This window comes from Bacillus sp. TH17 (genome assembly GCF_016651125.1).
Lineage (GTDB): Bacteria > Bacillota > Bacilli > Bacillales > Bacillaceae_G > Bacillus_A > Bacillus_A mycoides.
Map to the genome: position 1 here is coordinate 4,301,199 of NZ_JAEKEN010000001.1, position 24,212 is coordinate 4,325,410.

General features: G+C 36.6%; 27 protein-coding genes. 14 read left to right on the forward strand and 13 right to left on the reverse strand.

Annotated features, from left to right (window positions below):
- Positions 1–17 precede the first annotated feature (17 nt).
- Together JFT95_RS22200 and JFT95_RS22205 are read left to right on the forward strand one after the other, a co-directional pair.
- Positions 18–701 carry an MgtC/SapB family protein gene (locus JFT95_RS22200; RefSeq protein ID WP_002034530.1) on the forward strand — a complete coding sequence of 228 codons (684 nt, stop codon included), beginning with the start codon at positions 18–20 and terminating at the stop codon, positions 699–701.
- A 94-nt stretch (positions 702–795) separates the two neighbouring features.
- Positions 796–1,791, forward strand: coding sequence for a potassium channel family protein (locus JFT95_RS22205; RefSeq protein ID WP_002167466.1), 996 nt, complete (start codon positions 796–798; stop codon positions 1,789–1,791).
- Here JFT95_RS22205 and JFT95_RS22210 read toward each other — a convergent pair.
- Together JFT95_RS22210 and JFT95_RS22215 are read right to left on the reverse strand one after the other, a co-directional pair.
- Positions 1,778–2,191: a YugN-like family protein gene (locus JFT95_RS22210; RefSeq protein WP_002131278.1), complete on the reverse strand. Its 414-nt coding sequence runs from the start codon at positions 2,189–2,191 to the stop codon at positions 1,778–1,780. The two genes, JFT95_RS22205 and JFT95_RS22210, sit on opposite strands and share 14 nt — an antisense overlap.
- A 108-nt stretch (positions 2,192–2,299) precedes the next feature.
- A complete protein-coding gene (locus JFT95_RS22215) occupies positions 2,300–3,652 on the reverse strand; it encodes a glucose-6-phosphate isomerase (protein ID WP_002015845.1) in 1,353 nt (450 codons plus the stop codon).
- A gap of 282 nt (positions 3,653–3,934) precedes the next feature.
- On the opposite strand from JFT95_RS22215, the gene JFT95_RS22220 reads away from it, so the two are divergent.
- On the forward strand, positions 3,935–4,168 hold the full coding sequence (locus JFT95_RS22220; RefSeq protein WP_002089278.1) for a DUF378 domain-containing protein: 234 nt from the start codon (positions 3,935–3,937) through the stop codon (positions 4,166–4,168).
- 112 nt (positions 4,169–4,280) lie between these two features.
- Here JFT95_RS22220 and yugI read toward each other — a convergent pair whose 3' ends face one another.
- The 3 genes from yugI to JFT95_RS22235 all read right to left on the reverse strand — a co-directional run bounded on the left by yugI (position 4,281) and on the right by JFT95_RS22235 (position 6,562).
- Entirely contained in the window at positions 4,281–4,625 is a 345-nt protein-coding gene (gene yugI / locus JFT95_RS22225; protein WP_002015848.1) for a S1 domain-containing post-transcriptional regulator GSP13, read from the reverse strand.
- 252 nt (positions 4,626–4,877) lie between these two features.
- Positions 4,878–6,068, reverse strand: a complete 1,191-nt coding sequence (locus JFT95_RS22230; protein WP_002129685.1) for an aminotransferase — start codon at positions 6,066–6,068, stop codon at positions 4,878–4,880.
- Complete coding sequence (locus JFT95_RS22235; protein WP_002129688.1) at positions 6,065–6,562, reverse strand: Lrp/AsnC family transcriptional regulator; 498 nt, start codon at positions 6,560–6,562, stop codon at positions 6,065–6,067. The genes JFT95_RS22230 and JFT95_RS22235 overlap by 4 nt, the downstream gene beginning before the upstream one ends.
- A gap of 296 nt (positions 6,563–6,858) precedes the next feature.
- Here JFT95_RS22235 and JFT95_RS22240 point away from each other — a divergent pair, with 296 nt between their 5' ends.
- On the forward strand, positions 6,859–7,851 hold the full coding sequence (locus JFT95_RS22240) for a 2-hydroxyacid dehydrogenase (protein ID WP_033707944.1): 993 nt from the start codon (positions 6,859–6,861) through the stop codon (positions 7,849–7,851).
- A 263-nt stretch (positions 7,852–8,114) separates the two neighbouring features.
- Positions 8,115–8,954: an alpha/beta fold hydrolase gene (locus JFT95_RS22245; protein WP_002034539.1), complete on the forward strand. Its 840-nt coding sequence runs from the start codon at positions 8,115–8,117 to the stop codon at positions 8,952–8,954.
- 215 nt (positions 8,955–9,169) lie between these two features.
- Here the strand turns inward: JFT95_RS22245 and JFT95_RS22250 are convergent, their stop codons facing one another.
- The gene (locus JFT95_RS22250) at positions 9,170–9,421 is read right to left on the reverse strand and encodes a YugE family protein (RefSeq protein ID WP_002015854.1); all 252 of its coding nucleotides are present in this window, start codon (positions 9,419–9,421) and stop codon (positions 9,170–9,172) included.
- Between the two features lie 117 nt (positions 9,422–9,538).
- Here JFT95_RS22250 and JFT95_RS22255 point away from each other — a divergent pair, with 117 nt between their 5' ends.
- On the forward strand, positions 9,539–10,690 hold the full coding sequence (locus JFT95_RS22255; protein WP_002089285.1) for a MalY/PatB family protein: 1,152 nt from the start codon (positions 9,539–9,541) through the stop codon (positions 10,688–10,690).
- Positions 10,691–10,807: 117 nt separating this feature from the next.
- Here the strand turns inward: JFT95_RS22255 and JFT95_RS22260 are convergent, their stop codons facing one another.
- Entirely contained in the window at positions 10,808–11,347 is a 540-nt protein-coding gene (locus JFT95_RS22260) for a superoxide dismutase family protein (protein WP_002089287.1), read from the reverse strand.
- A gap of 68 nt (positions 11,348–11,415) precedes the next feature.
- On the reverse strand, positions 11,416–11,592 hold the full coding sequence (locus JFT95_RS22265) for a hypothetical protein (protein ID WP_000982764.1): 177 nt from the start codon (positions 11,590–11,592) through the stop codon (positions 11,416–11,418).
- Positions 11,593–11,758: 166 nt separating this feature from the next.
- Here JFT95_RS22265 and kapB point away from each other — a divergent pair, with 166 nt between their 5' ends.
- The gene (gene kapB / locus JFT95_RS22270; RefSeq protein WP_001209324.1) at positions 11,759–12,142 is read left to right on the forward strand and encodes a kinase-associated lipoprotein KapB; all 384 of its coding nucleotides are present in this window, start codon (positions 11,759–11,761) and stop codon (positions 12,140–12,142) included.
- 40 nt (positions 12,143–12,182) lie between these two features.
- On the opposite strand, the gene kapD is transcribed toward kapB, so the two are convergent.
- Complete coding sequence (kapD, locus tag JFT95_RS22275; RefSeq protein ID WP_002034559.1) at positions 12,183–12,806, reverse strand: 3'-5' exonuclease KapD; 624 nt, start codon at positions 12,804–12,806, stop codon at positions 12,183–12,185.
- A gap of 290 nt (positions 12,807–13,096) precedes the next feature.
- Between kapD and JFT95_RS22280 the strand changes: the two genes are divergently transcribed.
- Entirely contained in the window at positions 13,097–14,422 is a 1,326-nt protein-coding gene (locus JFT95_RS22280) for an ArsB/NhaD family transporter (RefSeq protein WP_002129696.1), read from the forward strand.
- A gap of 103 nt (positions 14,423–14,525) precedes the next feature.
- Here JFT95_RS22280 and JFT95_RS22285 read toward each other — a convergent pair whose 3' ends face one another.
- Entirely contained in the window at positions 14,526–14,993 is a 468-nt protein-coding gene (locus JFT95_RS22285) for a hypothetical protein (RefSeq protein WP_201053274.1), read from the reverse strand.
- 118 nt (positions 14,994–15,111) lie between these two features.
- Between JFT95_RS22285 and JFT95_RS22290 the strand changes: the two genes are divergently transcribed.
- Complete coding sequence (locus JFT95_RS22290; protein WP_002015862.1) at positions 15,112–15,825, forward strand: DNA alkylation repair protein; 714 nt, start codon at positions 15,112–15,114, stop codon at positions 15,823–15,825.
- A gap of 345 nt (positions 15,826–16,170) precedes the next feature.
- A complete protein-coding gene (locus JFT95_RS22295) occupies positions 16,171–17,547 on the forward strand; it encodes a glycine--tRNA ligase (RefSeq protein WP_002015863.1) in 1,377 nt (458 codons plus the stop codon).
- Positions 17,548–17,583: 36 nt separating this feature from the next.
- Here JFT95_RS22295 and JFT95_RS22300 read toward each other — a convergent pair whose 3' ends face one another.
- Positions 17,584–17,967, reverse strand: a complete 384-nt coding sequence (locus JFT95_RS22300; RefSeq protein ID WP_002034550.1) for a hotdog fold thioesterase — start codon at positions 17,965–17,967, stop codon at positions 17,584–17,586.
- Between the two features lie 96 nt (positions 17,968–18,063).
- Between JFT95_RS22300 and JFT95_RS22305 the strand changes: the two genes are divergently transcribed.
- The 3 genes from JFT95_RS22305 (at position 18,064) to JFT95_RS22315 (ending at position 20,449) form a co-directional block, all read left to right on the forward strand.
- On the forward strand, positions 18,064–18,807 hold the full coding sequence (locus tag JFT95_RS22305; RefSeq protein ID WP_002129698.1) for a DUF3298 and DUF4163 domain-containing protein: 744 nt from the start codon (positions 18,064–18,066) through the stop codon (positions 18,805–18,807).
- 50 nt (positions 18,808–18,857) lie between these two features.
- Positions 18,858–19,451 carry a biotin transporter BioY gene (locus JFT95_RS22310; RefSeq protein ID WP_002015867.1) on the forward strand — a complete coding sequence of 198 codons (594 nt, stop codon included), beginning with the start codon at positions 18,858–18,860 and terminating at the stop codon, positions 19,449–19,451.
- A 149-nt stretch (positions 19,452–19,600) separates the two neighbouring features.
- Positions 19,601–20,449 carry a hypothetical protein gene (locus tag JFT95_RS22315; protein ID WP_078178517.1) on the forward strand — a complete coding sequence of 283 codons (849 nt, stop codon included), beginning with the start codon at positions 19,601–19,603 and terminating at the stop codon, positions 20,447–20,449.
- Positions 20,450–20,554: 105 nt separating this feature from the next.
- On the opposite strand, the gene galU is transcribed toward JFT95_RS22315, so the two are convergent.
- Together galU and JFT95_RS22325 are read right to left on the reverse strand one after the other, a co-directional pair.
- A complete protein-coding gene (galU, locus tag JFT95_RS22320) occupies positions 20,555–21,442 on the reverse strand; it encodes a UTP--glucose-1-phosphate uridylyltransferase GalU (protein ID WP_002015869.1) in 888 nt (295 codons plus the stop codon).
- Between the two features lie 152 nt (positions 21,443–21,594).
- Positions 21,595–23,319 (reverse strand): phospho-sugar mutase, encoded by a 1,725-nt coding sequence (locus tag JFT95_RS22325; RefSeq protein WP_016127723.1) that lies wholly within the window; start codon positions 23,317–23,319, stop codon positions 21,595–21,597.
- A 143-nt stretch (positions 23,320–23,462) separates the two neighbouring features.
- Between JFT95_RS22325 and cdaS the strand changes: the two genes are divergently transcribed.
- The gene (gene cdaS / locus JFT95_RS22330; protein ID WP_002129703.1) at positions 23,463–24,068 is read left to right on the forward strand and encodes a sporulation-specific diadenylate cyclase CdaS; all 606 of its coding nucleotides are present in this window, start codon (positions 23,463–23,465) and stop codon (positions 24,066–24,068) included.
- The last annotated feature ends 144 nt before the right edge of the window (positions 24,069–24,212 follow it).

Genomic DNA, 24,212 nt, shown 5'->3' on the forward strand with positions numbered 1-24,212 from the left:
TACAAGGAGGAATATACATGGACTACACCGACTTATTAATAAAACTAGGTCTCTCGGCTATTTTAGGATTCGCTATCGGTTTAGAGCGCGAATTAAAACGTAAACCACTCGGCTTAAAAACGTGTTTAGTTATTTCTATTATTAGTTGCCTCCTAACCATTGTTTCTATTAAAGCAGCTTACAACTTACCACATACCGATCATATGAATATGGATCCACTTCGACTTGCCGCTCAAATTGTATCAGGAATTGGTTTTTTAGGTGCCGGTGTAATTTTACGCAGAGGAAACGATAGTATTGCGGGGTTAACGACCGCCGCTATGATTTGGGGTGCTTCTGGCATCGGCATTGCCGTTGGAGCTGGTTTCTATATCGAGGCTATTTTCGGAATGTGTTTCCTTATGATTAGTGTAGAACTTATACCATTAGCGATGAAATACGTCGGTCCTAGATCATTTCGCCAACGTGATATCGCAGTGAAACTCGTTGTACGAAATATGGACAATATCCCGACCGTAATTGAAGAAATAAAAGAAATGGATATAAAAGTTAAGAACATGAAGCTCAAAACATTGGAAAATGGTTCGCACTATTTACATTTAAAATTGTCTATCGATCAAAAAAGACATACTGCTGATGTTTATTATGCTCTTCAGCATCTTGAAAGTGTTCAACAAACTGAAGTTGAAAGTATGTATTAATTATGAAATGAACTCTCTTTTAATTAGAGAGTTTTTCTTTTTTCTATAATGGTAACAATGAATGTAGTCCTGAAAAGTAAGGAGGAATAGGAACTTGAAATCCCGTCCGAATTTAGTAGATACATTTCGTGATTCCATTATATTTCGTTTAATTTGTTTTATTATTGTACTTACTACCTTCTCCGGCTTTCTTATACATATATTAGAGCCATCTCACTTCACCACATGGTTCGACGGGGTTTGGTGGTCAATCGTTACCATTTTCACCGTTGGATACGGCGATTTCGCCCCCCATACAACGATAGGAAAACTTATTGGTATATGTATTATTTTATTAGGAACGGGATTTTGTTCTTATTATATGGTTCTATTCGCTACCGACATGATTAATAAACAATATATGAGAATTAAGGGTGAAGCAGCTGCTACCTCTAATGGTCATATGATTATCGTTGGCTGGAATGAGCGTGCAAAACATGTTGTAAAACAAATGCACATATTACAACCGAACCTTGATATCGTTTTAATTGATGAAACACTTTCTTTACTTCCAAAGCCATTTCATCATTTAGAATTTATAAAAGGTTGTCCGCATCACGATCAAACTTTATTAAAAGCTAACATTACAACAGCTCACACTATATTAATAACAGCAGATAAAGAGAAGAACGAAAGCTTAGCAGATACACAGTCCATTTTAAATATTTTAACTGCAAAAGGACTTAATCCAAACATTCACTGCATCGCTGAACTTCTTACTTCTGAACAAATCCAAAATGCAACGAGAGCTGGCGTATCAGAAATTATAGAAGGAAATAAATTAACGAGCTATGTATTTACCGCTTCTCTTTTATTCCCTTCCATTTCAGGTGTACTATTCTCACTTTACGATGAAATCTCTGATAACAAATTACAACTAATGGAGATTCCCCCGTCCTGCACCGGACAATCCTTTGCAAATTGTAGCTATACTCTTTTAAAGCAAAACATTCTCTTACTAGGTGTAAAGCGCGACGAACAATATATGATCAATCCAGTTCATTCTTTCATTCTCATCGAAAGCGACATACTCATCGTTATTCACCATTAAAAAAATGATTTTCTAGTTCTTGTACCAATACTTTACCAATATTGACATACTTTCTTTTCACATCTCCATCTGGATCTTGCGGCTCCGCAAATTGATCCAATCCACTCGTTCCAGCTGTTAAAGCATTAACATTATCATCTAGTTCGTCTTGATATACGTGCGAAAGAATATACGGTGTTTCAAGACGGACTATTACACCAGGCACATCTAGTTCCCCATCCACCGCTGTAAATGGTACGCGTAAAAATTGATACCCTTCTTCTTCGTCGATTTTATAATCAAAGCATCCTTTATCATAATCCCAATTACCGCCAATACTATATCCAAGTGGTTTCATAACCTCTTCTAACTTATATAACGCATATGTACATCCTTCTAATTTTGATTGAATCGGAATCAAGCCCATCCCTCCTAGACTTTTCCTTTAGCATACCCATTCTAGTTTGAATATACCGATGTACCTTTCAATAAAATAATAAAAAGCGACCGGAGACCCGATCGCTTTTCATTATTTTAAACGCTCTTCTAATTCTGCTTTTAATTCTTCAAATCCTGGTTTACCAAGTAAAGCAAACATGTTTTTCTTGTATGCTTCTACTCCTGGTTGGTCAAATGGATTTACGCCTAATAGGTAGCCGCTCATCGCACATGCTTTTTCGAAGAAGTATACAAGGTAACCGAATGTGTACTCATTTAATTCAGGGATGTTTACGATTAAGTTTGGTACTCCGCCATCGCTATGTGCAAGTAATGTACCTTCGTATGCTTTTGTGTTTACGAAGTCTATCGTTTCACCAGCAAGGTAGTTTAATCCATCTAAATCGTTGTCGTCTAATTCGATTTTTAGTTCGTGTGTAGATTTACCTACTTTAAGAACTGTTTCGAATAGGTCACGACGACCTTCTTGAATGTATTGACCTAATGAGTGTAAGTCAGTTGAGAAGTTTGCTGAAGATGGGAAAATACCTTTTTGATCTTTTCCTTCACTTTCACCAAATAACTGTTTCCACCACTCAGAGAAGTAGTGAAGTGCTGGCTCATAGTTAACAAGCATTTCAATTGTTTTCCCTTTATTATATAGAGCATTACGAACTACTGCGTATTGGTAAGCTGGGTTTTCTTCAAGTTCTGATTTCGCGAAATCATTATGGCCAGCAGCTGCACCTTTCATCATCTCTTCAATGTTTAGGCCACTTACAGCGATTGGCAATAAACCTACTGGTGTTAATACAGAGAAACGACCGCCAACATCATCTGGAATAACGAACGTTTCGTAGCCTTCATTATCAGATAATGTTTTTAAAGCACCGCGCGCTTTATCTGTAGTCGCATAAATACGTTTGCGTGCTTCTTCTTTTCCATACTTTTCTTCTAATAATTTACGGAAAATACGGAATGCGATTGCAGGCTCTGTTGTTGTACCTGATTTGGAAATAACGTTAATAGAAAAGTCTTTACCTTCTAGTACGTCCATTAAATCTTTCATGTAAGTGGAGCTAATGTTTTGTCCAACAAATAGCACTTGTGGAGTTTTACGTTGTTCTTTAGAAAGCGTGTTATAGAAAGAATGGTTTAACATTTCAATTGCTGCGCGTGCTCCTAGATAAGAACCACCAATACCTACAACAAGTAAAATGTCAGAGTCATTTTTAATTTTTTCTGCGCATTTTTGAATGCGAGCGAATTCTTCTTTGTCATATTGAAGCGGAAGCTCTACCCACCCAAGGAAATCGTTCCCAGCTCCAGTTTTTTCGTGGATTGCATGATGTGTTACTTTTACTGCATCACGTAAATAAGTTAGTTCATTTTCACCGATGAAGGATAACGCTTTAGAATAGTCGAACGTTACATGTGTACTCATCTTTTTCCCTCCAATTATGTATATGTATTTCTGTATTCACTTTAGCGAAACTAAAGTTGTAAATCAAGCGATTCAACAATTGTAAACGTAACCATTATTTATTTTTTAGAAAAAGTTCATTTTTTGCATAAAAATTCGAATTTTTCGGTATAGATGTATATACATCGTTTTTCGTACATTTTTCATGTATAAAAACAACAAAACTATACCATTCTATAAAGGAGTTAAATTTTCTTATTAACTCCTTGCTTGCTCACGCTTCACATTAAGGGGGGGCTTTTCATGAGTACCTTGCAACGTATCGCATTAGTCTTCACTGTAATCGGCGCTGTTAACTGGGGACTGATCGGGTTCTTCCAGTTTGACTTAGTAGCAGCTATTTTCGGGGGACAGAAATCAGCTCTTGCACGTATTATTTACGGCATCGTTGGTATTTCTGGGCTTATCAATCTCGGCTTACTATTTAAACCATCCGAGAATCTTGGTACTCACCCAGAAACACATGAAATTCAATAGTCAGTATGTCTTTTTCGCCTCCGACATACGAATATGATTGCATGCAATCATATTTGCAAATATATATATCATAAGTCACAGTAAAAGAGGAACGCTCATATGCGTTCCTCTTTTACTTTATTACCTCCGACTCTTCAATCCATTCTGCTAGCTTTTCTCGCAGTGTATTAAATCCGTTCTCTGATGGATTCGGTATAAGAATTCGTCCTTGCTTTCTTTTCGCCGCTTTTAACGATAAACTCATTTTTCTGTGTTCTTCATCAATTGAAAGTACTTTTACTTCTACTGTATCTCCGACCTTTAAAAAGTCATGAATGTCTTTTACATACCCATTTGTGATTTCAGATATATGCACAAGTCCTTGTGTTTCTGCATCCAAAGCTACAAATGCACCGTAATCTTGAATTCCAGTTACTTTCCCTGTTACAACCACTCCCGTTGTATATTGTTCTGACATGTGAAACACTCCCATACGTTTACCATTTTCTCTACAATTGTAAATAGCAAAGCAGATGTATTTATTGTTAAATATCCGATTAGTGGTAAGTATCCTAAGTAAAACACCGAGGATACTCCCACCTTATATTAGTAAATTATACCACTTTGATAGAACTCATTCAAAATTCACGAAAAATTTTCCTGTAATACGTATAATTCTCCAATATTAGGATAGAATACTAACACATGGCTTTCTAGTATTCCCCCCCTTTTATGGACAAAACGTATTGTGTTTTGTCCTTTTTTTATTCTCTATGAACCGTTCCATTCTCTTCATTGCTTCCATAAGTTGCTCAAGCGATGTTGCATATGAACAACGAATAAATCCTTCACCACTCCCGCCAAACACATTTCCAGGAACAACAGCCACTTTTTCTTCTAATAATAATTGTTCTGCAAATTCTGCTGAAGATAGTCCGGTTGAAGCTATAGAAGGGAAGACATAAAATGCCCCGCCTGGCACATGACATGTTAAGCCCATTTCATTGAAAGATGTCGTCATAAAGTTACGACGTTTTTTATAGCTATCTCTCATTCGAATTACTTCATCATTTCCCCCGCGTAATGCTTCAAGTGCTGCAAATTGAGACATCGTCGGTGCACACATCATTGAATACTGGTGGATTTTGAGCATTAATTCTGAAAATTGAACAGGGGCTGCAATCATCCCAAGACGCCATCCCGTCATGGCAAACCCTTTTGAAAATCCTGAAATTAAAATCGTATGGTCACGCATATTTTTAATACTCGCGAAACTCGTATATGCTTCGTCGTATACGAGCTCTGCATAAATTTCATCCGATAACACGATTAAATTATACTTCTCAACAATAACAGCTAGCTTTTCTAATTCGGATTTATTTAACATTGCGCCTGTTGGGTTATTGGGAGAACAAAGTAATATTGCCTTTGTTTTCGTTGTAATAGCTGCTTCAATTTGATCTGGCTGTACTTTAAATTCATCTTCTAATGAAGTCGCCACTGGAACAGGGACCCCGCCCGCTAACGTAACAAGCGGTGCATACGAAACGAAACTTGGTTCAATAATAAGTATTTCATCATCAGGGTTTACAATAGCACGCATCGCTACATCTAGCGCTTGACTCGCTCCAACTGTAACAATGATTTCATCATTCGGATCATAAGATACTGCAAATTGTTTTTTTAGATACTTTGCTATTTCTTGACGGAGCTCCAATAATCCTGCATTTGCTGTATATGACGTATATCCTTGTTCTAAAGAACGAATACATGCTTGCCTTACATTCCAAGGTGTAACAAAGTCCGGCTCTCCCACTCCAAGTGAAATAACACCTTTCATACTTGCCGCTAAATCAAAAAACTTTCGTATACCGGACGGTTGTAAAGATTCTGCTACTCTAGATAGGTCAAATTGCTTCACGGTGTCACCACAATTCTCTTATCATCATCTGTCTTTTCATAAATAATCCCCTCATGTTTATACTTCTTCAAAATAAAATGAGTTGTCGTTGAAACGACAGATTCAATTGTTGCTAATTTCTCAGAAACAAACATCGCTACTTCTCCCATCGTCTTTCCTTCTAATGTAATAGAAAGGTCATATGTCCCAGACATTAAATAAACGGATTTCACTTCTGAATAGCGATAAATTTGTTCAGCTACTGCATCAAAACCGACACCACGCTTCGGTGTAACTTTCACATCAATCATCGCCGTTAAACCAGTATGTTCTTTCACTTTTGTCCAATCGATATGTGTTACATAGTCCACGATAATCTTTTCACTTTCTAATTTCGCAACCATTTTTTTCACTTCTTCTACTTCTATATTTAACAACTTCGCTAATGTATCTACAGATAAACGACTATTCTTTTCAAGACAAGCTAATAATTCCAATTCTTTCTCTGTCACCATATAAATCATCCTTCCTTTTAGTTTCTGTCTAAATTATACAAATACTCTTTCCAGTTTGAAAAGAAGATTTTTTTTGAGAATTATGTCAAAATAAAGTGAAACTTTAATCAGCGGAATGCTCTATCCCGCTGATTATTAACCCGCACCAATCGGGCATTTACGGATAGTTGCTTTCCAACTTATATTCTTTGCCTTAGCTGTTCTTCAAGGCGGAAAGCTTACTGTCCGTTAATGCGGGATAAAGTGAAACTTTAATCAGTGGAATGCTTTATCCCGCTGATTATTAGCACACACCAATCCAGGTAAAGAGGAAAGGGGATGGAACCGTGAAACCAAAAGTATATATTGCCGAACCAGTTCCAACATTTGTAGAAAACTATTTATCAGAACACTGTGATTTTGAAAAATGGGATCAAAATGAGAAAGTACCTCGTGATGTTCTATTAGAAAAAATAAAAGATAAAGATGGGTTATTAAATTTCGGATCTACTATAAATGAAGAGTTATTGCAGGTTGCTCCTAATTTAAAAGTAGTAAGTAACATTTCTGTTGGCCATGATAACTTTGATTTAAAAGCGATGGAAAAACAAAATGTTATCGGAACGAATACTCCATATGTGTTAGATGATACAGTAGCCGATCTCGTTTTCGCTCTTATGTTATCTGCTGGTCGCCGTGTTTGCGAACTCAATTCCTATGTAAAAAATGGTGAATGGAACGCTGAAATTGGAAAAGAACACTTCGGACTAGATGTACATCATAGTACGATTGGTATTATCGGAATGGGACGAATTGGAGAAGCTGTCGCAAAACGAGCGAAATTCGGCTTTGATATGAATGTCCTTTACTATAATCGTCGCCGTAAAGAAGAAGCTGAGCAAAAATTTGATGCTACATATTGTGATTTACAAACTTTAATCAAACAATCTGATTTTATTATTCTTCTTACTCCATTAACAGATGAAACGTATCATCTTATCGGTGAAAAGGAATTTTCACTAATGAAAGAAACAGCAATTTTCATTAATGCTTCTCGCGGGAAAACAGTAGATGAAACTGCATTAATTCATGCGTTAACAGAAAAGAAAATATTTGCAGCCGGCATCGACACATTTACACAAGAGCCGATTCAAAAAGAGAATCCGCTCTTATCATTACAAAACGTTGTAACTTTACCGCACATCGGATCTGCAACATTAAAAACTCGGCAGCAAATGGCAATGACAGCTGCTGAAAATTTAGTAGCAGGATTACAAGGAAAAACACCACCTAATATTGTGCGTGGGTAATTATAAAGTGAAACTTTAATCAGTGGGGGTTTTGTCCATCCCCCACTGATTATCAGCCTTCACCAATCGGGCTTTTACGGGCAGTTATCTCCCACCTAACTTCCTCGCATTCGCCGAATTTTGAGGTGGGAGTCAACTGCCCCGCGAATAGCGGGATAAATAAGCGAAAGGCAAGATGACGATGTCATCTTGCCTTTTTTTGTTAACATATTTTGTTTCTTACCGGGAGATGATATGAACAAAAATCAATGGAGTGACAAAAAATGAACCATGAATGCAAATGCCCTTACTTCACTTTTTCCACTCGCGGGACTACTATTCATTACGAATTGTATGAACATAATACTAAAAAAGAACGACCTACTTTCGTACTCGTTCACGGCTTCCTCTCTTCCTCATTTAGCTATCGACGACTCATTCCTTTACTAACAAAGGAAGGTACAGTAATTGCCCTTGATTTACCACCATTCGGAAAAAGTGATAAATCTCATCTCTTTAAATATTCTTATCACAATTTAGCAGCTATTATTATCGATTTAATCGAACATTTATCTCTCTCGAATATTGTACTAGTTGGCCATTCTATGGGCGGACAAATTTCACTCTTTGTAAACCGACTACGCCCTGAATTAATTTCAAAGACGATTTTACTATGTAGCTCTAGTTATTTAGCACGCGCAAACTTACCTTTACTGTACTCCTCTTATTTACCGTTCTTCCACTTATACGTGAAGAACTGGATTATTCGAAGGGGCATCGTCCATAACTTAATGAATGTCGTTCATGACCATTCATTAATTGACAATGAAATGATGGAAGGCTATGCTGCTCCTTTTTATGATGATCGTATATTCCCTGCTTTAACTCGAATGATAAGAGACCGTGAAGGTGACTTATCTTCAACTGAATTACAAAAAATCGAAACCCCAGTATTACTCATTTGGGGTGAAAAAGATCGCGTCGTCCCTGTACATGTAGGACACCGTCTCCATAAGGACCTACCTAATTCAACTTTCATTTCTTACGAAAATACAGGGCACCTACTACCTGAAGAAAAGCCCGATCATGTTTATGAAGAAATTATTACGTTTGCGACGCAATAAAGTGAAGCTTTAATCCGTGGGAGGCTCTATCCCCACGGATTATTAGCCTTCACCAATCGGGTTTTTACGGGCAGTTTGATTTCTCGCCTAACCTCTTTGCTTCAACCTAATTTTGAGGCGGGAGTCTTACTGCCCGTTAAAACGGGATAAAGTGAAGCTTTAATCAATCAGCACAAATGAAAATAAACAAAAAGGCTGTCGTAAATTCCGACAGCCTATAACGAACAACTTCCGCCTTCTTTTAGTACGAGTAACTCTACTGCTAATTTTTCGCATTTTTCAAGTGCAGGTACTTCTTCAAAAGACATAAAGTATATATGTTGAATCTTCTTTGCGATGTATTTCGGATCATCAAACACACTTACGACGTTTACAACATCGCTCGCTTCTGTTTCATAAAACTCCGGTCCCATTTGAAACGGATCCCAATTTTTCACAACCTCAATCATTTTGTCATATGCACCCATCTGCTTCCCGCCTTTTCACTTTTTAATGCTTTTCTTTATCGTATCACATCAGCTATTCTATAAGAAGAGTGAGAATTTTCATAACTTAACAGTTTGACAGAAGAAAGGAGCAAACATATGCAACTATTTCATAAAACGGTAAATCGTCGCGGAACGCATAGTACAAAATGGGATACATATAAAAATGAAGAGCTCATCCACGCTTGGATTGCCGATATGGATTTTGAAGTACCAAAACCAATTCAAACTGCATTACAAAAACGCACAGAACATCCTATTTTCGGCTATACACTTCCTCCTGAAAATATTGGGGATATCATTTGTAATTGGACGAAAAGCCAATACAATTGGGAAATACAAAAAGAATGGATTGTATTTAGCGCAGGTATCGTTCCAGCTCTTAGTACGAGCATACAAGCTATAACGAAAGAAGGAGAAGCCGTACTAGTACAACCTCCTATTTATCCACCATTTTTTGAAATGGTCAAAACAAATAATAGACAATTATGTGAGAGTCCCTTATTTAAACAAAATGGCATATATAAGATAGACTTCGAGCATCTAGAAACTCAATTTAAACAAGGTGTAAAACTAATGCTTCTTTGCAGCCCTCACAATCCTATCGGGCGCGTTTGGACGAAAGAGGAGCTAACAAAACTCGGTACGTTATGTACGCAATATAATGTAACCGTTGTCGCGGATGAAATTCACGCCGATATTATTTATAGAGGCCATACTCATACACCGTTTGCTTCTTTATCTGAAGAATTAGCAGCACGCACTATTACTTGTATGGCTCCGAGCAAAACATTTAATATCGCTGGATTACAAGCATCGATCATTATTATTCCGAATGAAAATCTCCGTAATGCCTTTATGTCTATCCAATATAGACAAGGATTCCACGGATTAAATACATTTGCTTATACAGCAATGCAAAGTGCCTATACAGAATGTAATGATTGGCTAAATGAAATTCGATTGTATGTTGAAGATAACGCTCAATTTGCTTGTGAGTATATTCAAAATCACATACCAGCTCTTTCTGTAATTAAACCAGAAGGTAGTTTTTTACTGTGGATTGATTGTTCCCACTTGGATCTTTCTCAAGATGAACGAACAGCATTGCTTGAAGAGAAAGGTAAAATCATCATTGAGCCCGGTGAGAAATACGGAACAGGTGGAGAAGCCCATATCCGAATTAACATTGGCTGTCCTAGATCTGTTTTAGAAGAAATTTTAAACAGACTACACCATACATTCTCATAACAAAAAAGGAGGCTATCCCAAAATGATATTGAGATAGCCTCCTTTTTTCGGTAAATCGATATAATTCCACTTACTATCATGCGGTTTTACAACAAAAGCTATCATTCACGGTAGCTTCTATTTTTTCTTCAGATCCGACGCTTTTTTTACGATAACACCGCAAGCAATTCGGCCACCAGATTTACCAGTTGGTTGCGTCATACCATCATCAGCGTTTTCTGTAATAATAATAGACGCTCCATCTTTTCTATGAATCGTCGTTTTTCCTTCTTCAAGCGTTATATGCGGAGCATCGATTTCTGCTTTAATCTTTCCAGAACCATCCGCCACTACATTCGGTAAATCACCATTTTCCGCACCTTTCGGATTCAAGAGCCCATGTTTTTTATTATCTGGATTAAAATGATTCCCAGATGATTCGAAACTAGGCGCTTTACATTCTCCGATTTCGTGTACATGTATACCGTGTGGTCCTGGTGTAAAACCTTCCGCTTTAATCGTAATTTTCACTCCACTTGTTTGCTGAGCTACTTTTGCAGTCCCAACTTCATCACCTGAAGCATTATGTAATTTCACATCAATTTCTTTCGGCTTCCCTTGGTCACAACCCGCCATTAGAAATAATAAACAACAACTGAAAAAAAGCCGTCTTTTCATTCAATTCCCTCCAAAATGCTTTCTGCCCTTAGATTGTCCGAGCATAGAGGGAAACATACAAAAATGAATTACCGTTTCTTTTCAGCTAAAAGCTTTTCTTCTACTTTCTGTAATCGCTCTGCTTCTCGTTTTGATACACGAATAAACATACGCCACGTAGCAACCGCACCGATGATAAATAGAACGCAAACAATACCTGGAATAATATACTCCGTTTTATCTTCAGGGAAATATAAAGGCATCATAACGAACACTCCTTATTATAGGATTCAAAAAACATCAGAATTTTCTGTTATATATCTTTAAATTATAGTTGAACCAGTTCATATTCTCAAGGGGGGCGTTCCGAAAGCGAATGATTTCTTTGACTCCTTCGCGCACTTTCCTTACTATAAACTTGAGGTGAAAAATATGAGAGAAACATTTGAAATTGGTGAAATCGTTACTGGTATTTATAAAACTGGAAAATACATCGGCGAAATTACAAATAGCCGTCCTGGCAGTTACGTCGTAAAAGTACTAGCTGTTTTAAAACATCCAGTGCAAGGTGATTTACATAATGTAAAACAAGCTGACGTACCATTCTTCCATGAAAGACGTGCTTTAGCTTTTCGTGAACAGACGAACATTCCAGAGCAAATGGTGAAGAAATATGAAGGAGAAATTCCGGATTATACAGAGTCACTAAAATTAGCATTAGAAACTCAAATGAATTCATTTTCTGAAGATGATTCACCTTTTGCGGGGCGTAGTCTAGAAACACTTCAGCAATTGAAGCAAGATTACAAACTTTAAAAAACAAAACGACCAAATTACATATTTTGCAATTTGGTCGTTACTGTGTACTCACTTTCTTTAACACTTTCGAAAAATCAACAAGTTCCCCTAATGTCGGAGGTGCTGGTTTGACTAAATACTCTTTATCTTTTTCTACTAACTTAAAAATATTATATGTCGTCATCGCATCATCAAGCGCACAATGATGCTTTCCTGTTCCTGCTTTTCCATACGCCTCAATTGCTTTCCACAGCCCTGTTTGATTTCTCTCTCCAAAAAACTTCTTATACTCAAGCGATAAATCACGACACTGTCCAAAGAATGGAAATTCTACTCCCGCCATTTCACAGTTATGCTTTAAGACTTTCATATCCATATTTCCCCACGTTACAATTGTCGGTTTACCACTCTTTTCATATTCTGCAAGTTTCTCAACAAGTTCATGAAAAGAAATTCCTTTGTCCACTACTTCCTGTTTAATTCCTAAAAATTTTTTACATCGATCCGTTAAAGACGGAAATGTTTTCGGTCTAATATGCGATGAATACGTATCTTCCACCTTACAACCAACAACTGAAACGAGTCCGACCTCAATAATTTCTGGGAAAAAACCTTTTGGCTTTTTTCTATGCTGGGGCATCGTAAACTCAAAGTCTAAAAACAAAAATCGTTGTTCATCCATACGATCCCTTCCTTATCATATTTGTCATTCCTTTCTATTTGACACTCCTACACGAACAAGCTCGAATGCTGATTCGATTTTAAATATTCAGATTGGATGTATCTTATATATATGTCAGATGCCCACAAATATTTTTAAAAATAAGAAAAAATGACCTATGCAGAAAATATGACAAAATAAACCCTTTCATTTACATCCGCCATTTTTCTACTTTATAATGACGTTATGTGTGTTTCATCTAGTTAATTTTTTGACACACTAAGAAAAGTGAATGAAAGGAGATGAGAGTTTTGCACGAAACAACGCAAGAACTCGCAAACTGGCAGTATTATTTCGCTATCGCAGTCTTTTTAATTACATATGCCATTATTATTTCTGAAAAAATTAACCGTGCTGTCATCGCACTTCTTGGTGCAGCATTCATGGTAATTGCAGGGGTCGTTGACTTACACAATGCCTTTACGAAACATATTGAATGGGGAACAATTACATTACTCATCGGTATGATGATACTGGTAAACATTACAAGTAAGTCAGGTGTCTTCCAATACGTTGCCATTAAAGCCGCAAAAGGAGCACAAGGAAATCCAATTAAAATTTTAATTTCACTTTCCTTACTTACCGCGCTTGGCTCAGCATTTTTAGATAACGTTACAACAGTACTTCTTGTTGTTCCAGTTACTTTATCTATTACGCGCATCTTGCAAGTAAATCCTGTTCCATATTTACTTTCTGAAATTATTTTTTCAAATATCGGAGGAACAGCAACATTAATTGGTGATCCGCCAAATATTATGATTGGTTCTGCAAATAAGCATTTAGATTTCAATGCTTTCTTATTCAACTTAGCACCTATCGTGATCATCATTATTGCTGTTACGGCAACAATGCTTTACTTCATGTACCGTAAGCAATTAATTGCTGATCCTGTACAAATTAAAAAGTTAATGAGCTTAGATGAAAAACAATACATTAAAGACCCAGTATTAATGAAGAAATCTTTAACAGTACTTGGCCTTACTATTGTAGGCTTCATGACTCATTCTATTTTCCATATTGATGCAGCTATCATCGCCTTAACTGGCGCTACTGTACTTATGTTAATCGGTGTGAAAGAACATGAAATTGAAGAGGTATTCGCAAGTGTAGAGTGGGTAACAATCTTCTTCTTCGCGGGACTATTCGTACTCGTTGGAGGACTTATCGATATCGGGCTTATCAAAATGTTAGCTCAAAAAGTAATTGGAATAACAGGCGGAGATATTTCTCACGCATCTATCCTTATTCTATGGGTATCTGGTATCGCCTCTGCAACAATCGATAACATTCCATTCGTTGCAACAATGATTCCACTTATTAACGATATGGCAGTTGGGCTAGGTTTATCACCTTCTGACGCACAAATTGACGTACTATGGTGGGCATTAGCATTAGGTGCTTGCTTAGGTGGAAACGGAACATTAATCGGAGCTTCTGCTAACGTAATCGTAGCCGGAATCGCAAGTCGTGAAGGACATAAATTCAGCTACATGGAATTCCTTAAAGTCGGCTTCCCAATTATGATCGTTTCATTAATCATTTCTCACATTTACATTTACTTACGCTATCTTATGTAGTAGAAAAAAGCGCCCTGCTCATCAGGGCGCTTTCGTTCTTTTTTCAGCATATCCGAATTATTATAGAACCAAATATATCGACCGCAGGACAACTTTGATACGCCTACTCGTTATACCTCACCGGCTCATTCCGAATAATGAACAAATGAATCGGCAAGAAAACCGAAAACGTGATTGTATGAATGATCGTAAACAGTATGGAATTCGTTCCGTATCTATCCAAAATAGCATAGATAAGATAAATAGACAGTACAAGTGATACAGCTGTTGCTAATATATATAGAATTGGTACGAAATTAAAGATGAAGCATCCAACATATATGCCAAATACTTTCCACCCTGCTTCTTCTCTCAAGAAATCTGGTAATTTATCTTTCGCTAAATCACCCCATATCTTACTATTTATAAACGGAATAAAAGCAAGAACACCATCAGTTGCACCATCATTTTTCGCCATCGTATAAAGTGCAAAAGCCGTTAACAAATACGAAATAATTGCCCAAATTATTATAACAAGAATAAACGCAAAACTAAGAGCAAAGAAACCTGCTAGTACGCCTTGATCTTCCATCTTATCCTCTCCTCTCTCTTCTCAACATATTTCATTACAGTGCAAGTTATGTTTTAAAATTTAACCAAACTCTTTGTATAATAAGAAGAGAAAGATAATGAGAGAGGAGTACATACCTATGCATCCATTTGTAAAGGCATTACAAGAGCATTTTACAGCTCATCAAAATCCCGAAAAAGCAGAACCGATGGCACGTTATATGAAAAATCACTTCCCGTTTCTCGGTATTCAAACTCCTGAGAGAAGACAGTTATTGAAAGACGTAATTCAAATACATACTCTCCCAGATAAAAAGGACTTCCAAATTATCGTGCGTGAACTTTGGGACCTACCAGAACGTGAATTTCAAGCTGCCGCACTCGATATCATGCAAAAATATAAAAAACACATAAATGAAACTCACATCCCATTTTTAGAAGAACTTATTGTCACAAAATCTTGGTGGGATTCTGTTGATAGCATCGTCCCTACATTTTTAGGTGCTATCTTTTTAAAACATCCAGAATTAATTTCTGCATATATTCCAAAATGGATTGCATCAGAAAACATATGGTTACAACGTGCCGCTATTTTATTCCAGCTAAAATATAAACAAAAAATGGATGAAGAACTCCTTTTCTGGATTATCGGACAACTACATTCCTCAAAAGAATTTTTCATTCAAAAAGCAATCGGCTGGGTCCTTCGCGAATATGCAAAAACAAAACCAGATGTAGTATGGGAATACGTTCAAACTAACGAGCTCGCTCCACTTAGTAAACGTGAAGCAATTAAGCATATTAAGCAAAATTACGGAATAAATAACGAAAAAATAGGCGAGACTCTATCCTAGATGGGCACGTTCCTCTATTGAGATTTAAAAAAGAACGTGTTAAAATATGTTCATTATTATTAATATAAGTAGCGATGACGGACTTATAAGTACTTGCATAAAAAGCGATTCAGGGATAGTGAAAGCCTGAAGCTGCGAGGAAACGGCAGTCTCGAGCAATACGTGATAAAGTGGATGCACATTTTGTGTATCAACTAGGGTGGAACCGCGGGCAAACGCTCGTCCCTAGGCGATTAAGCCTTGGGATGAGCGTTTTTTTATGTTTTTTAAAGCATATATTGCTCGTTTCCAAAGTACCTATCACGTCATCGCAAATACGTTAACTTTCAAAAGGAGGATTTTATTATGTATTCAATGGAACAAGTTGTAAACTTAGCGAAACATCGCGGTTTCGTTTTCCCTGGTTCTGAAATTTACGGTGGTCTTGCAAACACATGGGATTACGGTCCACTTGGAATCGAATTAAAAAATAACGTCAAAAAAGCTTGGTGGAAAAAATTCATTCAAGAATCTCCACACAACGTTGGTTTAGATGCTGCTATTTTAATGAACCCAAAAACTTGGATCGCTTCTGGTCACGTTGGTAACTTTAATGATCCAATGATCGACTGTAAAAAATGTAAAGCTCGTCACCGTGCTGACAAATTAATTGAAGATGCATTAGACGCAAAAGGTATCGAAATGGTCGTTGACGGTCTTACTTTCGACCAAATGGCTGACTTAATGAAAGAACATGAAGTAAAATGCCCAGATTGCGGTAGCCAAGAATTCACGGAAATCCGTCAGTTCAACTTAATGTTCAAAACATTCCAAGGTGTTACAGAGTCTAGCACAAACGAAATCTTCCTTCGTCCTGAAACAGCACAAGGTATTTTCGTAAACTTTAAAAACGTACAACGCTCTATGCGTAAGAAACTTCCATTTGGTATCGGCCAAATCGGTAAAAGTTTCCGTAACGAAATCACACCTGGTAACTTCACATTCCGTACACGTGAATTCGAACAAATGGAACTTGAATTCTTCTGTAAGCCTGGTGAAGATTTAGAGTGGTTCGCATTCTGGCGTGAAACTTGTAAAAACTGGTTACTTTCACTTGGTATGACTGAAGAAAGCATGCGTCTTCGTGACCACGGTGAAGACGAGTTATCTCATTACAGTAACGCAACAACTGATATTGAATTCAGATTCCCATTCGGTTGGGGCGAACTATGGGGCGTTGCATCTCGTACAGACTTCGATTTAAAACGTCATATGGAACACTCTAACGAAGACTTTAACTATATCGATCCACAAACGAATGAGCGTTACGTGCCTTACTGCATCGAGCCATCTCTAGGTGCAGACCGTGTAACATTAGCATTCTTATGTGATGCATATGAAGAAGAGCAATTAGAAAACGATTCTCGTACAGTTCTTCGTTTCCACCCTGCTTTAGCACCATATAAAGCAGCTATCTTACCATTATCTAAAAAGCTATCTGAAGGTGCTACTGAAGTATTCGCAGAACTAGCTAAAGACTTCATGGTAGACTTTGATGAAACTGGTTCTATCGGTAAACGTTACCGTCGTCAAGACGAAATCGGTACTCCATTCTGTATCACATACGACTTCGACTCTGTTGAAGACAAAGCTGTTACAGTACGTGACCGTGACACAATGGAACAAGTTCGTATGCCAATTAGCGAACTAAAAGGTTTCTTAGAGAAAAAAATCCAGTTCTAATTATAAAAAAGAGGCGCTCTATTGAGCCGCCTCTTTTTACTTTTCACGTTTTTCTTTAATTGCTACTGTACATCTTGATATACATAGTAACTCATCATTTTCATCAATGATGCGAATATCCCAAACCATTGTCGATTGTCCTCTATGTATCGGTGTTCCAATTGCTGTTACAATTCCATCTTGCTTTGAGCGAATATGATTTGCATTAATTTCTAATCCGAAACAAATACATTTTTCTTGATCAATTAAATTGTATGAACCAACACTTGCCACAGTTTCTGCTAATGCAACAGATGCACCACCGTGTAAAAATCCAAACGGCTGATGCGTGCGTTCATCAACAGGCATTGTAGCAACTACTTTATCCTCTGTCATTTCTAACAACTCAATTCCAAGCGAATCCATTAAAGTTTTTGACATATCGTTTTCAACCTCTCTCACTTTAGATCAAATGTATAATTTTACCTGTTTAATTTCAAACTACCTATAACACTTATATAAGGAGGTTTCACCTAAATGAAACAGAAATTTTGTATACTATTGCTTATGTTCTCCTTGCTGACTATTGTACCAAATTGTGCAATAGCAGCCAAAGCATCCAACCTGACAATCAATGTTAAGACTGTAACGCAAAAAGGTAAGAAACCTTATATAGAATATCAAATTAATAGGCCTTCCTTTCACAACTTTTCTGATTCAAAATTTCAAAATAAGCTGAATTCCTATTACAAAAACTCTACTACTAAATTTAAAAGTAAATTAGAAAAAGAAGCGAAGAAATATTATGAGGAAACAGAAGGATCTAGCACACCTTTTCATCCATACGTTGCAAATGTTGACTATAAAGTAGCTTTAAACAAACCACCTTTCCTCAGCCTATATGTGAATTACTATCAATATACAGGCGGAGCGCACGGACTGTATACGTGGAAGGCAAATACATTTGATTTAAACGAAAAAAAATTATTACACTTAGACGATTTATTTCAACAAGAGGATAAATATAAAGAAATAATTCGCACAGAGATTGTAAGACAAATTAAACAAAATGAAAGCATTTATTTTCCTGATGCAGTCGAAAAAGTAACGAGCACTAAAAAGTTTCACTACTTTTTAGAACCGGATAATCTTGTAATTTATTTCTCTTTATATGAAATTGCTCCTTATTCAAGCGGAATTCCGCAGTTTCGTATTCCATACACATTGCTTAGAGACTATTTAAAGCCTTCTTATCAAAATATTTTGATTGACAACAAGTAAATATTTTCGCTACGATAATGTTAACCTAAACACAACTGGAGGTTAACATTATGAAGAAGCTTCATGTTTTAGATTTAGCATTAGCTGCCATGTTCGTCGCTCTTATGGCTATTGGTGCAAATATTGTATCGTGGGCACCATTCTTACAAATAGCGGGCATTCCATTATCTATGCAACCATTTTTCGCAATTTTAGCAGGTCTTCTTCTTGGGAGTAGACTTGGGGCATTATCAATGACTGTTTACATGCTTGTTGGAGTAGCAGGTGCGCCAATCTTCGCTAACTTCAAAGCTGGATTTGGAGCACTTTTAGATCCTACTGGTGGTTTTATTATCGCATTTATTATCGTTGCTTACGTATCAGGAAAACTAGTAGAACAAAAAGAACGACCAACATTCAGCACCTTTGCAATTTCTTCTTTCGTCGGAATCATTTTAACGTATATTATCGGTACTACTTATATGTACGGGGCAGTCAATATTTTCATGGGTGGTAATATGAGTTATAAAGCTGCCTGGATGATTATGATGTGGTTCGCAGTAAAGGATATTGCGTTTACAATTATCGGCGCTATTATCGCACCTCGCATATACTATGCTGTACGTCGTTCCGCTTATCAGCATTCTCATTCGACGATTTCATAATAAAAAATGAGTTATTTCAGTATACTGAAATAACTCATTTTTTATTTTCGACAATATACGACACATATTAGAAATAAATTTTGTTATGATAGTTCAGCAAATCTTACATTTTGCACATCTAATTAAAACAATATTTTGGAGGAAAATCAGTGAAGCTATCAAAAAATACACTTATTAAAATAAGTGTCGGAGTACTATCTTTATTTTTCATACTAGGTATGAGCATCAGTTACAAATTATATGGAAATAGCGAGTTAGGAATGCAATATACCTTTGGAAACGGTCTAGCATTTTTCTTTTTAATACTTACTATAATTAGTTTATGCACAGCCTTAATCTTTATTGTTATTGGGTTAATTAAGAAAGTACGAAAATTACCAGCAAAAAAATCTTTATTAACATCTATAATACTCTTTCTTACATCAGTTATATCAATCATCATCCTTCTCTTTACGATAACAAAAGTAACGAATATGGAGGAAGAATATCAAGCTATTCAAGCCCAAAAGAAAAAAGAAGCTGATTACTTAATTGCTGCGGCATCTTTTTATAATGATATAGAAACCTTTAGATATTCAGCTTCTTATGTATTATCCGAGTATTCAACTACATGGTCAAAAGCGATTGATCAAAGAAATGACTTCAATAATGCGCTTAGATCTAAGAGAACAGAAATTGATGGGACGGTTACGACTGTAGATACGTTTTACAGCAATATGGGAACAGATTTAAAGTTAGTCTCTGAAGCTGCAAAAGAACAGCCAAATAAGTATAAAGAAACCTATGAAGAATATAAAAAAATATATGGTATTATTACCGCTCTCAATGAACAAGCTCAATCTCCAAGTGGCAGTTTAATCACATTCAACCAAAACGTTAATACATTAATTCAGGAATACAAAAAAGCAGCTGGAAATATTAATATCGCTATTACTGATGAAATTAAATCAAAAGCTAATGAATTGAATCCTACCGATAAAAATTTAAGTTCTAATTAAAGACACTCTTTCCAGAGTGTCTTTTTTTCTCAAAAAAATCCCCTTTAGATTAAGCAGTAAATACGTTCCTTTACCGCTCATCCAACAGGGGATTATATCACTATATTAAGACTCTTGCTTCATTTGCTCGTCTAAAACTTTCTTCATCATTACTAGCATATCATCACGTAATTCTGGGTGTTGCAATGCCATTTCAATTGTCGTTTGAACAAATCCTAATTTTTCACCAACGTCATAACGCTTTCCTTCAAAATCATATGCAAATACACGTTGAATTTCATTTAAGCTTTGAATTGCATCCGTTAACTGAATTTCGCCACCCGCTCCAACTTGTTGCTGTTCCAAGAACATAAAGATTTCAGGAGTTAAAATGTAACGTCCCATAATCGCTAAGTTTGAAGGCGCAGTACCTTGCGCTGGTTTCTCAACGAATTTACGAACTTGATAACGACGTCCCTCTTGCTCTAACGGATCAATAATTCCATAGCGATGTGTTTCTGCTTCAGGAACAGTTTGTACACCAATAACAGAAGAAAGTGTTTTGTCATACTCGTCCATTAATTGACGTAAACATGGTTTTTCAGCTTGAACGATATCATCGCCTAATAATACTGCAAACGGCTCATCACCAATGAATTTACGTGCGCACCAAACAGCATGTCCTAATCCTTTTGGTTCTTTTTGTCGAATGTAATGGATATCTACCATTTTAGAAGAAGCTTGTACTTTTTCAAGTAACTCATACTTTTTCTTCTCTAATAAGTTTTGCTCTAATTCAAATGCGTTATCAAAATGATCTTCGATAGAGCGCTTTCCTTTACCAGTAACGATAATAATATCTTCGATGCCTGATTTTACTGCTTCTTCTACGATGTATTGAATTGTTGGTTTATCTACAATTGGAAGCATTTCTTTTGGCATTGCTTTCGTTGCTGGTAAAAAGCGTGTTCCTAATCCCGCTGCCGGGATAATTGCTTTTCTCACTTTTTTCATGACAAATACCCTCGCTTTTCATTCTAATTCTCTTAGTAAAGTGTAAATTTATAACACTCGCTCGTAATAATCCTCTACATCAAACAAAACTACAAGAAAAGAGGAGGCCGTTCTCCGTTCTCCTCTTTTCCTATCAGTAGCACTCTATTCTATTATAAACAATTCATAATATCTTCTTTAATAGTAAGTAACTTTTGTTCACTATTTTGTAAGGAATCATCTTGTACACCAAAGTAGAATTTAATTTTCGGCTCTGTTCCAGATGGACGTAAGCAGAACCAAGAACTATCTTCTAATTGATATTTTAACACATTTGATTTCGGTAAGTGAATCTCTTCCTTATTTCCATCTTGTAACGTTGTAATGATGCTTTCTTTATAATCCTCAACTGCAACAACTGTTAAACCAGCTACTTCTTTCGGAGGATTCTCACGGAATGTTGCCATCATCTTTTGAATCTGTTCGGCACCATCTTTTCCTTTTAACGTTAACGATACAAGGTCCTCACGGAAGAACCCATACTTCTTAAATACTTCTAGCAGACCATCGTATAACGTTTTACCTTGTGATTTGTAGTATGCAGCTACTTCACATGCAAATAGGACGGATTGCACCGCATCTTTATCACGGCAGAATGGACGGATTAAATAACCGTAGCTTTCCTCATAACCGAATTGGAATTCATATTGTCCGCTTTCTTCATACTGTTTAATTTTTTCACCGATAAATTTAAATCCAGTTAACGTATCAACTGTATCTAAACCGTATGCTTTTGCGATTGTACGGCCAATTTCAGACGTTACGATTGTTTTTAAAACAACACCGTTTTCTGGAAGCGTTCCGTTTTCCTTCTTTTGTGATAATAAGTAATCAAGCATTAACGCACCTGTTTGGTTACCAGTTAATACTTGGAACTCACCATCGTGATTGCGAACTGCTACACCTAGACGGTCTGCATCAGGATCTGTTGCGATTAACACATCTGCGCCTACTTTTTCACCGTCGCGAATTGCATACTCAAACGCTGCATGCTCTTCTGGGTTTGGTGATTTTACTGTAGAGAAATTTGGATCTGGTAACTCTTGCTCTTTTACAACTGTTACATCTGTAAATCCAACTTCTTCTAAACCACGGCGTACCGAAATATTTGATGTTCCATGCAATGGTGTAAAGACGATTTTTAAATCTTTTCCTACTTCTTTCACCATCTCTTTATTAATAATGACATTGTTCAATTCTGCTGCATAAGCATCATCTACTTCTTGTCCAATTATATGTAATAAACCGTCAGCTTTTAATTGCTCAACATCAGCAACTTCAACTGTTAATTCATTCTCTACTGCATTTACGTAGCTAATTAACTCATCAGCTTCCTTTGGAGGCAACTGGCCACCATCTTCACCATATACTTTATAACCGTTATATTCGGGCGGATTATGGCTTGCCGTAAGAACGATTCCACTTGCTGTATGTAAATGACGAACTGCGAAAGAAAGCACTGGTGTTGGACGTAAGCTTTCAAATACATATGTTGTAATACCGTGTGCACCAAGAGTAGCAGCTACTTCCATTGCGAATTCAGGTGATTTATGACGAGAATCATACGCGACAACAACACCGCGTTTTTTCGCTTCTTCACCTAGTTTTTCAATAAACATAGCTAATCCTTTTGTTGCTTTACGAACTGTATATACATTTAAACGGTTCGTACCAGCACCAAGTTCACCACGCATACCACCTGTTCCGAACTCTAGATTTTTATAAAAGCTATCCTCGATTTTCTTCTCATCTTGCTTCATGTTTTCTAGCTGTTCTTTTAATTCTGCGTCTAATTCTGCATATGAAAGCCAGCGACTAAATTCTTGTTTCCAATTCATACTTCCATCTCCTCTCGCCTGTCGTACCTTCATTATATGAAAAAAACAACCTGAATCTCAATATTTTTTAAAATCTAGCAGGATTTTACTATAAATATTTGTATACACTATGGTTAAATACTCCACCAAAGGGAATGAGGATTATGCAAGAATGGGGCTTGTCAGAAGAGCTCAAAATAAAAACAAAGCAGATGATTGAAATTGCTGAAAAAGAATTATCAAACATGAAGCATGCAATCGATAAAGAAGATGAATGTATTTTATGTAAAATGGAAGATATTCATCATATGTTAACAAATGTACAGACGTTAGCAGCTACATATTATATTCAAGCATATTTATCACCTTATACGGAAAGTTCACATTTCATCACTACAGCTGTCCAACATTTAAGCGCTCGAAAACACGGTGCTCTTATTATTGTGGAACGAAGTGACGCTATTGATTCTTTCATTCAAACTGGAACGACATTAAACGCACACTTAACCGCGCCACTACTTGAATCGATTTTTTATCCAGGGAACCCTCTTCATGACGGAGCCGTTCTCATTAAAAATAATCATATTGTCTCAGCAGCTAATATTCTCCCATTAACAAAAAGCATGGAAATCAATCCTGAGCTAGGAACACGTCATAGGGCTGCAATTGGCTTATCCGAGAAAATTGATGCACTTATATTAGTTGTCTCTGAGGAAACAGGGCGTACTTCATTCGCTTTAGGCGGGACGTTATATACGATTTCTTTATAGGACGAATCTTTCACTATGTAGCACTTTTTGAAACGGTAAAATAGTAAATGAAATTATATCAACGTAACTCCAAATATATCGACTTACCGACAAAAACTGACAATAGTCATACCATATCAATAAGAAAAGGCTATCCCAAAAATT